This window comes from Pantoea sp. CFCC18177 (genome assembly GCF_059412425.1).
On record NZ_JBNBPL010000017.1, the window covers coordinates 103,422 to 116,443 of the forward strand.

The 13,022-nt window shown below is 52.2% G+C and carries 14 protein-coding genes; 9 read left to right on the forward strand and 5 right to left on the reverse strand.

The features are described 5' to 3' along the window. Window positions 1-469: 469 nt before the first annotated feature. Window positions 470-865, reverse strand: coding sequence for a transposase (locus tag ACPUC8_RS17390; RefSeq protein WP_039331635.1), 396 nt, complete (start codon window positions 863-865; stop codon window positions 470-472). Between the two features lie 527 nt (window positions 866-1,392). Here ACPUC8_RS17390 and ACPUC8_RS17395 point away from each other — a divergent pair. Both ACPUC8_RS17395 and ACPUC8_RS17400 read left to right on the forward strand, forming a co-directional pair. Continuing rightward, window positions 1,393-2,649, forward strand: a complete 1,257-nt coding sequence (locus tag ACPUC8_RS17395) for an MATE family efflux transporter (RefSeq protein ID WP_494926896.1) — start codon at window positions 1,393-1,395, stop codon at window positions 2,647-2,649. Between the two features lie 8 nt (window positions 2,650-2,657). Further along, window positions 2,658-3,608: an ATP-grasp fold amidoligase family protein gene (locus ACPUC8_RS17400; protein ID WP_039331628.1), complete on the forward strand. Its 951-nt coding sequence runs from the start codon at window positions 2,658-2,660 to the stop codon at window positions 3,606-3,608. A gap of 55 nt (window positions 3,609-3,663) precedes the next feature. Here ACPUC8_RS17400 and ACPUC8_RS17405 read toward each other — a convergent pair whose 3' ends face one another. Further along, a complete protein-coding gene (locus ACPUC8_RS17405) occupies window positions 3,664-3,945 on the reverse strand; it encodes a YjcB family protein (protein ID WP_039331620.1) in 282 nt (93 codons plus the stop codon). A gap of 258 nt (window positions 3,946-4,203) precedes the next feature. Then, a complete protein-coding gene (gene soxS / locus ACPUC8_RS17410) occupies window positions 4,204-4,632 on the reverse strand; it encodes a superoxide response transcriptional regulator SoxS (RefSeq protein WP_039331615.1) in 429 nt (142 codons plus the stop codon). 100 nt (window positions 4,633-4,732) lie between these two features. On the opposite strand from soxS, the gene soxR reads away from it, so the two are divergent. From soxR to ACPUC8_RS17430, 4 genes are all read left to right on the forward strand, one after another. Further along, complete coding sequence (gene soxR, locus ACPUC8_RS17415; protein ID WP_039331614.1) at window positions 4,733-5,209, forward strand: redox-sensitive transcriptional activator SoxR; 477 nt, start codon at window positions 4,733-4,735, stop codon at window positions 5,207-5,209. Between the two features lie 44 nt (window positions 5,210-5,253). Further along, window positions 5,254-5,916: a glutathione S-transferase family protein gene (locus ACPUC8_RS17420; protein WP_494926897.1), complete on the forward strand. Its 663-nt coding sequence runs from the start codon at window positions 5,254-5,256 to the stop codon at window positions 5,914-5,916. 347 nt (window positions 5,917-6,263) lie between these two features. Continuing rightward, the gene (locus tag ACPUC8_RS17425; RefSeq protein WP_494926898.1) at window positions 6,264-7,613 is read left to right on the forward strand and encodes an NCS2 family permease; all 1,350 of its coding nucleotides are present in this window, start codon (window positions 6,264-6,266) and stop codon (window positions 7,611-7,613) included. Window positions 7,614-7,752: 139 nt separating this feature from the next. Next, entirely contained in the window at window positions 7,753-9,402 is a 1,650-nt protein-coding gene (locus ACPUC8_RS17430) for a Na+/H+ antiporter (RefSeq protein ID WP_039331609.1), read from the forward strand. A gap of 171 nt (window positions 9,403-9,573) precedes the next feature. Here ACPUC8_RS17430 and ACPUC8_RS17435 read toward each other — a convergent pair whose 3' ends face one another. After that, the gene (locus tag ACPUC8_RS17435; RefSeq protein WP_494926899.1) at window positions 9,574-10,476 is read right to left on the reverse strand and encodes a LysR family transcriptional regulator; all 903 of its coding nucleotides are present in this window, start codon (window positions 10,474-10,476) and stop codon (window positions 9,574-9,576) included. Window positions 10,477-10,581: 105 nt separating this feature from the next. On the opposite strand from ACPUC8_RS17435, the gene ACPUC8_RS17440 reads away from it, so the two are divergent. The 3 genes from ACPUC8_RS17440 (at window position 10,582) to ACPUC8_RS17450 (ending at window position 12,361) form a co-directional block, all read left to right on the forward strand. After that, window positions 10,582-11,007 (forward strand): CidA/LrgA family protein, encoded by a 426-nt coding sequence (locus tag ACPUC8_RS17440; protein WP_039331607.1) that lies wholly within the window; start codon window positions 10,582-10,584, stop codon window positions 11,005-11,007. Next, window positions 11,000-11,695 (forward strand): LrgB family protein, encoded by a 696-nt coding sequence (locus tag ACPUC8_RS17445; protein WP_039331603.1) that lies wholly within the window; start codon window positions 11,000-11,002, stop codon window positions 11,693-11,695. Before ACPUC8_RS17440 ends, ACPUC8_RS17445 begins: the two co-directional genes overlap by 8 nt. 120 nt (window positions 11,696-11,815) lie before the next feature. Beyond that, window positions 11,816-12,361: a YfaZ family outer membrane protein gene (locus tag ACPUC8_RS17450; RefSeq protein ID WP_039331602.1), complete on the forward strand. Its 546-nt coding sequence runs from the start codon at window positions 11,816-11,818 to the stop codon at window positions 12,359-12,361. A 408-nt stretch (window positions 12,362-12,769) separates the two neighbouring features. Here ACPUC8_RS17450 and ACPUC8_RS17455 read toward each other — a convergent pair whose 3' ends face one another. Beyond that, on the reverse strand, window positions 12,770-13,021 hold the full coding sequence (locus tag ACPUC8_RS17455) for an integrase core domain-containing protein (protein ID WP_494926900.1): 252 nt from the start codon (window positions 13,019-13,021) through the stop codon (window positions 12,770-12,772). Window position 13,022 lies beyond the last annotated feature (1 nt).

A 13,022-nucleotide genomic window follows, 5' to 3' on the forward strand; every position in this document is an offset into this window, starting at 1 on the left:
GTTGCCATTTTTTAATGTAATTGTTTAGGCATGATAACGTTTTCGATCTGGATGAATCCTGGTACTGATGCATGGGATAAGGTATGGCGATAATCGAGAAGATGATCATTGCGTAAGGCAATAGATCCAATTTAAAGAAGAGGTGATGTGCGAGCGGTTACACTCTGTTGTTCATGAATGCTTAACAGAATTATCTGCATTCAGGGCTGAGTATTAATATTGATAAAGTAATATTCGAAGGGCCAATCTCACCGAAATGAGATTGGCCCTCGTCTAAATGGCTTGAATAGCGAGACTTTTGCTGATGTGAATCAATTTTACCGCAAAAAAGGAAGCAATTCCGCGATGATAATCATCAGGAAAAAATGGTGCGAATTGTTATGTTGCGAACGCCGAATTAAATGATCTTCATCTCTTCTGGTAAGAACAAATCTCAGCATTAAGTCAAATAACAGCGGCCTTAATGTCGTTAGTGATTATCGGAACCTGAAGGATAGTGGTAAACGCTACGGCTAATATCCAGCAAGCGACAGCTGCGACGGGTGCCAATGTCGAAGGTAGTTTGCAGGAAGTTAACGGCCTGACGTTTTTCATTTGTGGTGAAGAAGTTTTTCAATACGCTTTGCAGCATCTCCTTGTCGGAACTCAACGACTGCAACTCGCGGGAAAGGTTCTGCAGCTTATCCTCCAATTCTTTGATTTTTCTACCTTCTTCGGAAGAAAGTCCGGAGAACTTTTTCTTCCAACTATAGAAGGTTGCCTCTGAGATGCCTAGCTCCTCACAAATCTCCCTGACTTTCACTCCTGTTTCAGAAGCTTTAATGGCATTTGTGATTTGCTCTTCGCTATATCGTGACTTTCTCATAAATGCTCTTACCTTTCTTATCAATTAGTGGATGAGAATAACTGTATTAATATCTGGTACTGCAAAAAGAGTATTAATGCAGTATTAAAGTGCGCGATTAGAATTGCGAGGGTTAAATTAAGTTATTTAGAATAAATATCATCATGGGATAAATCTTATTTTATTATGAATGCCGTTGAACGCCTTCCTGGCTTTGGGTTTTTGATATAGATTCATTCCATCCCAAATGCAGAAAAATACTACAATCATTGGAAATTCGGCATAACCTGTTTGTCAAAATCACAGGGTGTGCTAGTAAACTTTTTCTTCGAATTGAGGTTGAAATCGTTTACATCCGCAGAGATTCGCACCAGGTTTAATCGGAATTATCCTGAATTCATTCAAAGAATCCTGACGCGAATCTCATTTTTCGGACCAGTTTGGTTTGAAGTTCTTAATTTAGGTCAGGCCCACTGAGCGCTTGTTAATTCATTTCAAGGACGTTGTACCGAAAGGCAGTTGCTGTAAGTAATACTAAGGATCAGTCAATGAAATTGAGCGTAATGTCTAATGCCGCCTGGATGATGTCTGAGAAGCTCGTCTCGGTGTTTGGCGTCATATTTGTGACCTCCTACGTGGCAAAATCCTTTGGCCCAACCATCTTCGGCCAAATGGCGTTTTCTACTTCGTTATTCTCGATGGTGCAAACCGTGGCGATTTTTGGCACGGAAACCATCCTCTTTAAACGCATCAGCAAAAGTGCGCCCAAAGGCCTGCGCCTGATGACCGTTGCGCGCAATATGCGGTTAGTGTTGTTACTGCTGACATCGATCCCGGTGTTGATTTGGGTGTGGTACAACATGCAGGAAAACTTCCTCGCGTTTGCCCTGGCCTCGTTTATTTCATCGGTGTTTGTCACTCAGGATACGTTCAGCGTGTATAACAACGCGCGACTGGCTTCACGGTTAAATACCGTGGCCAACTCAATTGGCCTGCTGCTGGGCTTTACCTTGAGTTTCACCATCGCCTGGCTACATCTCAATCCGTTGTGGCTGACCCTGTCTATTGTGGCCGTTACGCTGGTGCCCTACGTCATTAAGCGTTTCAACTTCTATCGGGAAAACCAGGACCTGGCACCCCCTCAGGAGAAGCGCAATACCTATCTGCGCTATCTGCTGTATGCCGGATTGCCGCTGGCTATCTCCAGCATCTTTATTTCTGTACAGGTAAAAGCGGCACAGATGTTCCTTGCGGGGATTGCCTCAGCGCGCGATCTCGGCCTGTTTGCTGCGGCAAATACAATCTCGGCGTCCTGGATTTTTATTCCGGTAGCCATCATCACTTCCTGTTTCTCGGAGATATTCCGGGAGCGCGGAGCTGCCGCCATCAAGCTCACTGCGCGGCTGAACGGCTATGTTATGGGTGTTTCATTGTTGTTGTTAGCGGTGATCGCGCTGTATGGCGAAAAAATCATCATCGCTTTGTATGGTCACGAGTACACACAGTCAGGAAGTCTCATTACGTTACTGTCGTTAGCAACCTGCTTTTCGGCAATGGGAACCGTGGCGTATCGCTACATGGTGAAAGAGGGCGGGTTCAACTATCTGCTGAAGAAGATTGTCTGCCTGATGGTGATTAGCCTGCCATTGTCTTGGTGGCTGATCCAGAGCTACGGCATCATGGGTGCCGCCTGGAGCGTCTTCATCTCTGAACTCCTGTCCCTCACCGTAATGAATTACTTCTTCAATAACGGCGTCATTCAGAAGATTCAAGTTTCCTCACTCAACTACAAAACCTACAAATGAGGTCCGATATGCTCAAGTTGAAAGATGAACTCAGAAGAAGTGTGCAGTATTTCATCAAGAAGATGCCCTGGGCTTACCAGGATCGCATCTACTATTTTCACAAGTTCCGCAAACTGCCGAACCTGCGCCAGCCTAAAGTCTTCAATGAAAAAGTGCTGTACCGTAAATTCGTGTTTGGTGACTACCAGATTTACGGGCGTTTATCGGATAAATACTCCGTACGCGAGTACATCGCCGAGAAGGTGGGCAGCGAATACTTGATCCCGCTGGTGTATGAGACCAGCGATCCTCACTCGCTGCATACGCTGCCGAGCTGGAAGAACACGGTCATCAAACCCAATCATGCCTCCAACATGGTAGAGATTCTGTTGGAAGAGCCGGATGCGTTGAAGAAGCAGCAGATTATCAGTGACTGCCATCGTTGGTTGAAAACCGATTTTGCCAATGAGGCGCGTGAAATCCACTATCGCTACATTAAGCCGCGAATTTTGGTGGAGAAGTACATTGGTGATGGTAAAACGGCGCCGATTGATTATAAGTTCCACATGTTCAACAAGCGTGACGGCAACTTTGAGTATGTGTTGCAGGTGATCTACAACCGATGTAACCCCTTACTGTCGATGAACTTTTACGTTAACAACCTCAATGAGGCGTATCACAAAATCCGTGATACCGGCCTGGATGTGTCTCCACAGATGGCACAGCTTCAGCATGCTTTAGCGTTAAGTAAAACGCTGGCAAGTGACTTCGATTACGTGCGCGTGGACTGGTACATCGACGGGGAACAGATTTACTTCGGTGAGCTGACGTTCACACCGGGGGCGGGATTGGTCACTGGGCTGGATCGTGGGTTAAACCAGATGATGGGTGATATGTGGATTCAAGATCGCCGCGGTACGCAGAGACCGGGTGTCACGGTTCCGGAAGTGGCTCTTCCCGCCGTTTTGAAGAAAATTTGAGAATCACACAGCAAAATAAAAAACCCCGCTTAGCGGGGTTTTTTATGGGCAGCGATTAAGGCATCGGCCAATCAGCAGGCGTCTGGCTCATCACCTGAATAAAGGCGTTCTTCGAGATTTCCATGAAGTTGTGCAGATTTTCCATGCTCAGGGTAATGCCCAGTAAGCCTGTAACGAACCAGCAGGACATGCCAACACCAATACCGCCGCACATCAATGCCATCACGTGGTGACTGTTTTGGCGCAATCTAATTTTCATGGTGCTCGCGAAGAACATCATAACGGCGCTAAGCAGCTCCCAACGCATGACGATTAAGCTGGTAGTTAAAGTAGCCATCTGCAACAAACCTCTTCAAATCAGTAATATCCCTGACATTCTTGGACATCACTGGCGGCAAAGAAGGAAGGTCAGGGAGGCCCTTCTGGCCGTCTTACTACGCGTAGAAACTGTGACTTGGCTCACATTATATCACTCGATTTGAAAGTTTGAACAAAATTTATACCTGGTATGGTAGAAAGATTTTTATCGAAGCGGGGGAATGAGTGAAAACAAGGAGATGGGGGAAGGTGCGCCCGCAAAGGGCGCTCAGAGAGGTTAGCGGACCGGGCAACACTCGCCAGTAGTACGCTGGGCAAAACTGTTCATGCTTTCACTGCAATCAAAACTCAGCAGGCGTGGGCGCTGGATCATCGCCTGACGGCGCATATTGTGGCGATAAGCGGTTGGCGTTTGCGAAAACTGACGGCGAAACACACGCGAGAAAGTCTGCTGTGAGTCGTAACCGTACTGCATCGCAATATCGAACACCGGACGTTGCGTCTGGCGCAGGGCTTCAGCTGCCAGCGTCAAACGACGCTCGCGAATATAGCCACCCAGCGTTTGTTTCGTCACGGTACGGAACATACGCTGCAGGTGCCATTTTGAGTAGCCTGATTTTGCCGCGACTTCATCGATCGACAGCGCCTTATCCAGATTCTCATCGATCCAGTGAGTCAGTGAATGAATGATTTCCTGTTGCATCATAGTCTCATCCTTCTGAAGGTTGTTTTACCTGGTTTGAAATTCGAACTTTTGTTGGGGTGCGAGTATAATTCCTCAAGTTAACTTGAGGTAAAGGCCCTAAATGAAAAAAGAACGCAATTACCCAAAGCCCGTTTTGACACCCGGAGAAGTGGCGAAACGCAGTGGCGTGGCGGTGTCAGCGCTGCATTTCTATGAAACCAAAGGGTTAATTTTTAGCTCACGCAATGGCGGTAATCAGCGGCGCTACAGTCGTGATGTGCTGAGGCGCGTGGCGATTATCAAGATCGCGCAGCGCATTGGCATTCCACTGGCGACAGTGAGTGACAGTTTGATGCACGTGCCGGCGAATAAACGCATGTCAACGCAGGAGTGGGATGCGTTGACGCAGCACTGGCGCGAAGAGCTGGATAAGCGCATTGAGACGCTGACGCGCCTGCGCAACGATCTTGACGGCTGCATTGGCTGTGGCTGTTTGTCGATGCGGGATTGTCCGCTGCGCAACCCCGGAGACCGTCTGGCGCAGCAAGGGTCCGGTGCGGTGTTACTCGATCCCGAACAGGATGAGCCCAAAAGTTGATCCGCTATACTTGCCGAAACACTTTCGTCGGCAAGGAAAAGCGCATGATCACCGTACACCATCTGGAAAATTCCCGTTCGCACCGTGTGTTATGGCTGCTGGAAGAGCTGTCGGTGCCCTATCAAATCAAGCGCTATCAACGTGAAAAGAACTTGCTGGCACCGGAAGCGTTGAAGAAAGTGCACCCGCTGGGTAAGTCGCCGGTGATCACAGACGGTAATCGCGTGATTGCGGAATCAGGTGCGATTCTGGAGTACCTGCAGCAAAAATATGACAGTGAGCATCTGTTGGTACTGACCGACGAGAATGAGCAGATCCAGGCACGCTACTGGCTGCATTATGCCGAAGGTTCACTGATGCCGTTGTTGCTGATGAAACTGGTTTTTGGGCAGTTAGGGAAAAAGCCGGTGCCGTGGCTGTTACGTCCCGCAGGTGCCGCGCTGAGCAAGGGCATCCAGAAAGCCTGGCTGAATAAACAGCTGCAACTGCATGGTAGCGTCATTGAGCAGCATCTCAGTCAACATCGCTATTTCGCGGGCTCGCGCTTCAGCATCGCGGATGTACAAATGAGCTTCCCGCTGCTGGCCCTGCAGACGCGAGGATCACAACAAGAGATGCCCGCTATCACACGCTGGTTGGAGGAGATGCAGCAGCGCGCCGCTTGGCAACGTGCGGTTGAGCAGGGCGGCCCGATCGCATTGGCGTAGCCACCCTACAACATAACTGTAGCGGCGCAATTTATTGCGCATTGACCCGCCGCAGCACGGCTCTACCTATGCGCGATAAATCTCGCCGCTACGTTTTCGCGTCGCATTCTCTCATATCACCCGATCAAAACCGGACGCTTTATCCTGCCTTGTCATCGATTAGTAGTTGAAAACCCCATAGCAAACGCCAGATAATCGTTTGCCTTTTTCCGTGTCCCCCTTAACGACCTGGAATACGCGGCCACGTAAACGTTTGCCTCTTTTCTCACTGAGAAGCCTTCACCAGGGTGATGTGCAAACGCGGGCCGTGGGGCTTATTACATCTTAAAAAACGCAGAGGATTGACTATGTCTGGCGAATCACGCCCGGCCAGTGGAAAACTGGACGCTTGGTTTAACATTTCAGCACGTGGCAGCAGCGTGCGCCAGGAAGTACTGGCAGGATTGACCACCTTTTTAGCCATGGTCTACTCCGTCATCGTGGTGCCTGGCATGCTCGGCAAAGCGGGTTTCTCGCCGACGGCTGTGTTTGTTGCCACCTGTCTGGTCGCCAGTTTTGGATCGATCATTATGGGGTTATGGGCCAATCTGCCAATGGCGATTGGTTGCGCTATCTCGCTCACCGCTTTTACTGCGTTCAGCCTTGTGCTGGGGCAGCATATCAGCGTGCCGGTTGCGTTGGGCGCTGTGTTCCTGATGGGCTTGTTGTTCACTTTGATTTCGGTGACGGGCATTCGTGCATGGATTTTACGTAACCTGCCGATGGGCGTTGCGCACGGTACGGGTGTTGGTATCGGCTTGTTCCTGCTGTTGATCGCCGCCGACGGGATTGGTTTAGTGGTGAAAAACCCGGCACCGGGCTTACCGGTTGCGCTTGGCCACTTCACTTCGTTTCCGGTGATCATGGCGTTGATTGGTCTGGCCGCGATCTTTGGTCTGGAAAAACGTCGTGTTCCCGGCGGCATTTTGCTGACTATCATTGCGATTTCCGTGGTGGGTTTGATTTTTGATCCCGCTGTGACCTATCAAGGGCTGTTTGCCATGCCAAGCCTGAAAGATGCCAATGGCCAATCCGCCATGTTTAGCCTTGATATCATGGGAGCGCTGCAACCGGTGGTGCTGCCGAGTGTATTGGCACTGGTGATGACGGCAGTATTCGACGCCACCGGCACTATTCGCGCGGTCGCGGGCCAGGCCAATCTGCTGGACAAAGATGGGCAGATCATTAACGGCGGTCGCGCATTAACGACTGACTCCGTCAGCAGCCTGTTTGCAGGGTTAGTCGGTGCTTCGCCAGCGGCGGTGTACATCGAATCTGCCGCAGGTACCGCCGCCGGGGGCAAAACCGGCCTGACGGCGATTGTGGTTGGCCTGCTGTTCCTGCTGATTCTGTTTATGTCTCCACTGGCCTATCTGGTGCCAGCCTATGCAACGGCACCCGCATTGATGTACGTAGGTCTGTTGATGCTGAGCAACGTGGCAAAAATCGACTTCAATGATTTTGTCGATGCGATGTCGGGTTTGGTGACGGCGGTCTTCATCGTGCTGACCTGCAACATCGTCACCGGCATTATGCTGGGCTTCGGTTCCCTGGTGATTGGTCGCGTGTTTGCCGGTGAGTGGCGCAAACTGAATGTTGGCACGGTAGTGATTGCCATTGCGCTGGTGGCATTCTACGCCGGTGGCTGGGCCATCTGACTTTTAAATACGCTTAATTCCAGATAAGTCTCTTTCTGGTCCACGCCGCACGCAGGGTTGCCCCTTCGGGCGGCGTTTTGTTTTACACTTTCCTTCGCAACAACATCGCTTGAATAAATACGATTCGCCTAAGGAAAGCATGGAAATCTTCTTTACCATTCTCATTATGACGCTGGTGGTGTCACTCTCCGGCGTTGCGGCACGCATACTGCCGTTCCAAATCCCGCTGCCACTGGTACAAATTGCTGCAGGTGCACTGCTGGCTGTACCGAGCTTTGGTCTGCACGTGGATTTTGACCCTGAACTGTTCCTCGTGCTGTTCATTCCGCCGTTGCTGTTTGCCGATGGCTGGAAAACGCCGATTAATGAATTTCTTCATCACGGACGCGAAATCATCGGCCTCGCGCTGGTGTTAGTGCTGATTACCGTAGTAGGGATCGGTTACCTGATTTACTGGCTGGTGCCGGGTATCCCGCTGATCCCGGCGTTCGCGCTGGCGGCGGTCCTGTCACCCACCGATGCCGTGGCGCTCTCCGGCATTGTGGGGGAAGGGCGCATCCCGAAAAAAATCATGTCGATTGTGCAGGGCGAAGCCTTGATGAACGACGCATCGGGCCTGGTCTCGCTGAAGTTTGCTGTCGCCGTAGCAATGGGCACCATGGTATTTACCTGGGGCGGGGCCAGCATTGAGTTTCTTAAGGTGGCCGTCGGCGGCCTGATTGCGGGTGTGGCCGTCTGTTGGCTGTATGGCCGTTCGCTGCGCTTACTGAGCCGCTGGAGCGGAGACGATCCGGCTACGCAAACGGTACTGCTGCTGTTACTGCCGTTCGCCTCTTATCTGATCGCTGAACACCTTGGCGTATCAGGTATCCTTGCTGCAGTGGCGGCGGGTATGACCATCACCCGTTCTGGCATTATCCGTCAGGCACCGTTAGCCATGCGTCTGCGCGCCAACAGCGTATGGCAGATGCTGGAGTTCGTGTTCAACGGCATGGTGTTCCTGATGCTGGGCTTGCAATTGCCCGACATCCTTGAAACTTCGGTGGCGCAGGCGAATGCCGATCCAAATGTTGAACTCTGGATGCTGTTCACCGACGTAGCGCTGGTGTATGTCGCATTGATGTTAGTGCGCTTTGGCTGGTTGTGGATCATGCAGCGCACCAGCTTGCGTTTCCTGAAGAAGAAGCCGCTGGAGTTCTCTAACTACTCGCTGCGTGAGTTGTTGATTGCCTCCTTCGCGGGCGTGCGCGGAGCAATTACGCTGGCCGGTGTGTTGTCAATTCCGCTGTTCCTCAGCAATGGTGAACCTTTCCCAGCGCGCTATGAGTTGGTGTTTATCGCCACAGGCGTAATCCTGTTCTCGCTGTTTGTTGGCGTCATTCTATTGCCGATCCTGCTGCGCGGAATGGAAAGCACCGACAAATCCGGGCACCGTCGTGAAATCCAGTTTGCGCGGGCAGCGATGGCGAATGTGGCCATTGAAAGCCTGCACAAAATGGAACAGCGACTGGAAAACGATACCGAAGAGAATATCGATCCTGAATTGCTGAAAGAGGTCAGTCTGCGGGTGATCGGCAACTTACGCCGTAGGGTGGTGGGTAAGGATGAGGTTGAACAGGCCCTGTTTGCTGAGAACCTGGAGCGCCGCTTCCGCCTGAACGCGCTGCGTGCTGAGCGCGCCGAAGTTTACCACTTGCGTGCCACGCAGGAGATCTCGAATGAGACGATGCAGAAACTGCTGCGCGATCTCGACCTGCTGGAAGCACTGCTGATAGAGAAAGAAGAGTAGCCTCGCGAGTGGCCGCCATTAAGGCGTCCTCTCGCGTGTGCGGTGATGGAACTCGGTCGCCATAAATGGCGACCCTACAGTCCTCTGTAGGGTGCGCATTTATGCGTACCTGGCCAAACACCGCGCAATCGTGATGACGCATTTATGCGCGCCTGGCCGAGAATCTGGTGGTTATACCGATAACCTCGGCGGATTATCCGGCCAATGCTCGCGGCAGCACTCAATCCACGCCTGCGCACTGCGCGACAGATAACTGCCTTCACGCCAAATCAATCCCAGACTCCACTGTAACTCCGATTCCAGCGGCAGCCACAGCAGCGACTGCTTATCCAGTCGCTGGCAAATCGGTTCCGGCAGAATCGCCAGCCCCATCTCTGCCTGTACCATCGCGGCGAGGAAATCCCACTGCGCGCTGCGCACCGCAATCTGCGGCGTCAGTCCCTGGCGCTGAAACGCCTTCATCAGCTGGCGATTGAGCGAGAACTCTTCGTTGAGGATCAACAGCGGATGAGCCGCCAGTTCCGCCAGACCCAGACTGCTGCGATTCAGCCATTGCGCATTACACGGCAGTAGCACGCAAAGCGGGTGGCGCATCAACTCCAGTGTCTTCAGCGGTAAATCGGTATCCACTGGCAGCGCCGTGAGTGCAATATCCAGTCCACCATTCAGTACCGCTTGCTGTACGGTTAATCCACCAGACTCCACAATTTTAAGTTGTACGCCGGGATAGCGGCGGCGAAAAGCGGAAATTGAACCGGCGATTTGCATACCGACCATCGGTGGGATGCCTAAGCGCAGTTCACCGGTTTTCAGCTCATTGATGTCACCAATTTGCGCTTCAAGCTGATGAAACTCCTGCAGAATGGCGAGCCCACGTTGATAGACCGCCTGACCACTATCGGTCAGATGCAGCTTCCGCCCGTCACGCAGCAGCAGTGTGCAACCGAGTTCCTCTTCCAACTGGCGCAGCATTTTGCTGATAGTGGGCTGTGTGACATACAGCTTTTCCGCTGCACGGGTGAAGCTTTGCTGGCGTACCACTTCGGTGAAATAGCGCAGGGCACGGACGTCCATAAAGCATTCCTTTTTGGCATAGTTTGAATAATTTTAATTCATTTTATTCACAGTTTTGTGCGGATTTATACTACGTCCAACATTTAAACCCGTGGAGAAAGAGAAATGGCGCTTGCATTGAGTCCGCGCAGAACGGACATCCTGCAACGTGTGTTCGTGCCATTGCAGTTGGTGCTGTATATCGGCCTGTTTATCGCCAGCGACAAACTGGTGAGTTGGCTGCATCTGCCACTGCCCGCTAACGTGGTGGGCATGGTGTTATTGCTGCTGCTGATCATGACACGCATCGTGCCGCTGCGGTGGGTGAAAGCCGGGTCGAACTGGCTATTGGCGGAAATGCTGCTGTTCTTTATTCCTGCGGTGGTGGCGGTGGTGAATTACAGTGATTTGTTGCGCACTGAAGGCTGGCGTATCTGCGTGGTGATTGCAGTCAGTACCCTGCTGGTGCTGGCGGCCACGTCGCTGGTGGTGGATCGCTTATATCGATTTGAACTGGCGCGTGCAGCGCGTAAGCAGGCGCATCATGGCTGATTTCATGATTAGCGTGCTGTGTCTGGTGTTGACGCTGCTGGTCTATTTCCTCAACAAACGACTCTATCGCCGCAAACAGACCTTATTGCTGATGCCATTGGTGATGACGCCGGTGGTGCTGGTGGCGCTGCTGCTGCTCACGCATGTCAGCTGGAAGGATTACATCGCTGAGAGCCACTGGCTGATCTGGCTGTTGGGCCCCGCAACCCTGGCATTTGCGGTGCCGGTGTATGAAAACCTGGAGATCATTAAGCGCCACTGGCTGTCATTAAGTGTTGGCGTACTGACCGCGACGCTGGTGGCGGTGTGCAGTTCGGTGTGGCTGGCGCGTTTGCTGATGCTACCGGAAACCATCCAGCGTAGCCTGGCGGTACGCTCGATAACCACGCCGTTTGCGCTGGCAGCAGCCTTGCCGATTGGCGGTCAACCGGACTTGGTGGCGCTGTTTGTGGTGATCACCGGGGTGTTTGGTATGGCGGTGGGTGATGTGCTGTTTCTGCGCATCGCGATCAAGCAAGGTGTGGCGAAAGGCGCCGGCTTTGGTGCCGCCTCACACGGTGCGGGCACCGCACGCGCTTATCAATTAGGTCAGCAAGAGGGCGTGGTTTCAAGCCTGGTGATGATGCTGTCCGGTGTTGTGACGGTGATTCTGGCTCCGCTGTTGAGCCATCTGCTGTGGGCGGCATAATGGCGATTTTTTGCGCACTGTCATTGATTTTTACGTAAAGCTTTCCAAATAAAGTTGTCTCCTGCTCTCAGGCTGCTACCCTTTGCGCCGACTTATTTGTCCTTCATGGAGTGGAATCATATGTTTAAGCAACTTGTTACTGGAAGCGTATTGGGTCTGGCACTGCTGAGCAGCGGCGCGCAGGCCATCGAGGGCAGTGTTGACGTGGGTGAGCACAGCACCAACCTGAACCTTGGCCTCGGTACAACCTCACCTGGCCTGTTCCTGAAAGGCAACTGGCTGCGCAGCGATCATGACGGCAGCACTTACGGCGCGGGCTTGGGTTACAACATCGATGTGGGTGATTTCCGCATTGCGCCAACCGCCAAAGCGCTGTTTACCCATCCTGAAGATGGTCGCGACGGTTTCACCGTCGCTCTGGGTGCCGGTGCGCAGTACAACTTCAACAGCATGTGGGGCCTGTACGGCGAATACTACTATGCGCCAGAAGCGTTCTCTGATCGTCTGGATAGCTATAAAGAAGCATCCGGCGGCCTGAGCTTCACCCCGATTTCACTGCTGAACCTGCGCGTGGGTTATCAGTACATCGAGCTGAACAACAAAGGCGACCGTAAAGACAACGTGCTGGTCGATGGCCCGTACGTGGGCGCGTCACTGCGTTTCTGATTTGTCGTCACCAGGCGCCCATAAATGCGTCTTCATGATGACTACGGATTTTGACCAGGTGCGCATAAAGGTACAACCGGGCACATGGGTAACAGATCAGACCGGGCACATAGGTAACACTTTTGTGCTCAGTCGATTCGAATAATACTTTTTTCTGCCCGGTCATAATACGCCAGTATCACCCTGTCGAAGAGGATGACGTCAACTCCGTTATCCTCTTCCAGGAACCTCACGTACTCACCCCGTAATGCCGAACTCAGGAACGTGCGCCCGTTCAGGCTCAGGTCACCTTTTTCTCCGACTTTATATAGCTTTGCCCCCTCCGGATAGTTCACCTCAGGCACTTTTCCATCCCAACTTCGCGGTGAGGGCACCCATATTTTTGCGGGCGGTACCTGTCCATGAGCCTCATGCGGCTTNGTCACCTTTTTCTCCGACTTTATATAGCTTTGCCCCCTCCGGATAGTTCACCTCAGGCACTTTTCCATCCCAACTTCGCGGTGAGGGCACCCATATTTTTGCGGGCGGTACCTGTCCGTGAGCCTCATGCGGCTTCTCCTGATTGAACTCATTACGCCATCCGTTACACCACACCCGTTGTTCCGACAGCGAGCCGAACACATCATGGTGGCTCATCGCGGTTTTCATCGAGAGATGCATG

Excerpts from the sequence above, each read along its gene's own strand:
- ACPUC8_RS17430 (WP_039331609.1), top strand. The coding sequence starts at position 7,753 with ATGGAAATCTTCTTTACCATTCTCATTATGACGCTGGTGGTGTCACTC.
- ACPUC8_RS17435 (WP_494926899.1), bottom strand. The coding sequence starts at position 10,476 with ATGGACGTCCGTGCCCTGCGCTATTTCACCGAAGTGGTACGCCAGCAA.
- ACPUC8_RS17445 (WP_039331603.1), top strand. The coding sequence starts at position 11,000 with ATGGCTGATTTCATGATTAGCGTGCTGTGTCTGGTGTTGACGCTGCTG.
- soxS (WP_039331615.1), bottom strand. The coding sequence starts at position 4,632 with ATGATGCAACAGGAAATCATTCATTCACTGACTCACTGGATCGATGAG.
- ACPUC8_RS17440 (WP_039331607.1), top strand. The coding sequence starts at position 10,582 with ATGGCGCTTGCATTGAGTCCGCGCAGAACGGACATCCTGCAACGTGTG.
- ACPUC8_RS17420 (WP_494926897.1), top strand. The coding sequence starts at position 5,254 with ATGATCACCGTACACCATCTGGAAAATTCCCGTTCGCACCGTGTGTTA.
- ACPUC8_RS17405 (WP_039331620.1), bottom strand. The coding sequence starts at position 3,945 with ATGGCTACTTTAACTACCAGCTTAATCGTCATGCGTTGGGAGCTGCTT.
- ACPUC8_RS17450 (WP_039331602.1), top strand. The coding sequence starts at position 11,816 with ATGTTTAAGCAACTTGTTACTGGAAGCGTATTGGGTCTGGCACTGCTG.
- ACPUC8_RS17390 (WP_039331635.1), bottom strand. The coding sequence starts at position 865 with ATGAGAAAGTCACGATATAGCGAAGAGCAAATCACAAATGCCATTAAA.
- ACPUC8_RS17395 (WP_494926896.1), top strand. The coding sequence starts at position 1,393 with ATGAAATTGAGCGTAATGTCTAATGCCGCCTGGATGATGTCTGAGAAG.
- soxR (WP_039331614.1), top strand. The coding sequence starts at position 4,733 with ATGAAAAAAGAACGCAATTACCCAAAGCCCGTTTTGACACCCGGAGAA.
- ACPUC8_RS17400 (WP_039331628.1), top strand. The coding sequence starts at position 2,658 with ATGCTCAAGTTGAAAGATGAACTCAGAAGAAGTGTGCAGTATTTCATC.
- ACPUC8_RS17425 (WP_494926898.1), top strand. The coding sequence starts at position 6,264 with ATGTCTGGCGAATCACGCCCGGCCAGTGGAAAACTGGACGCTTGGTTT.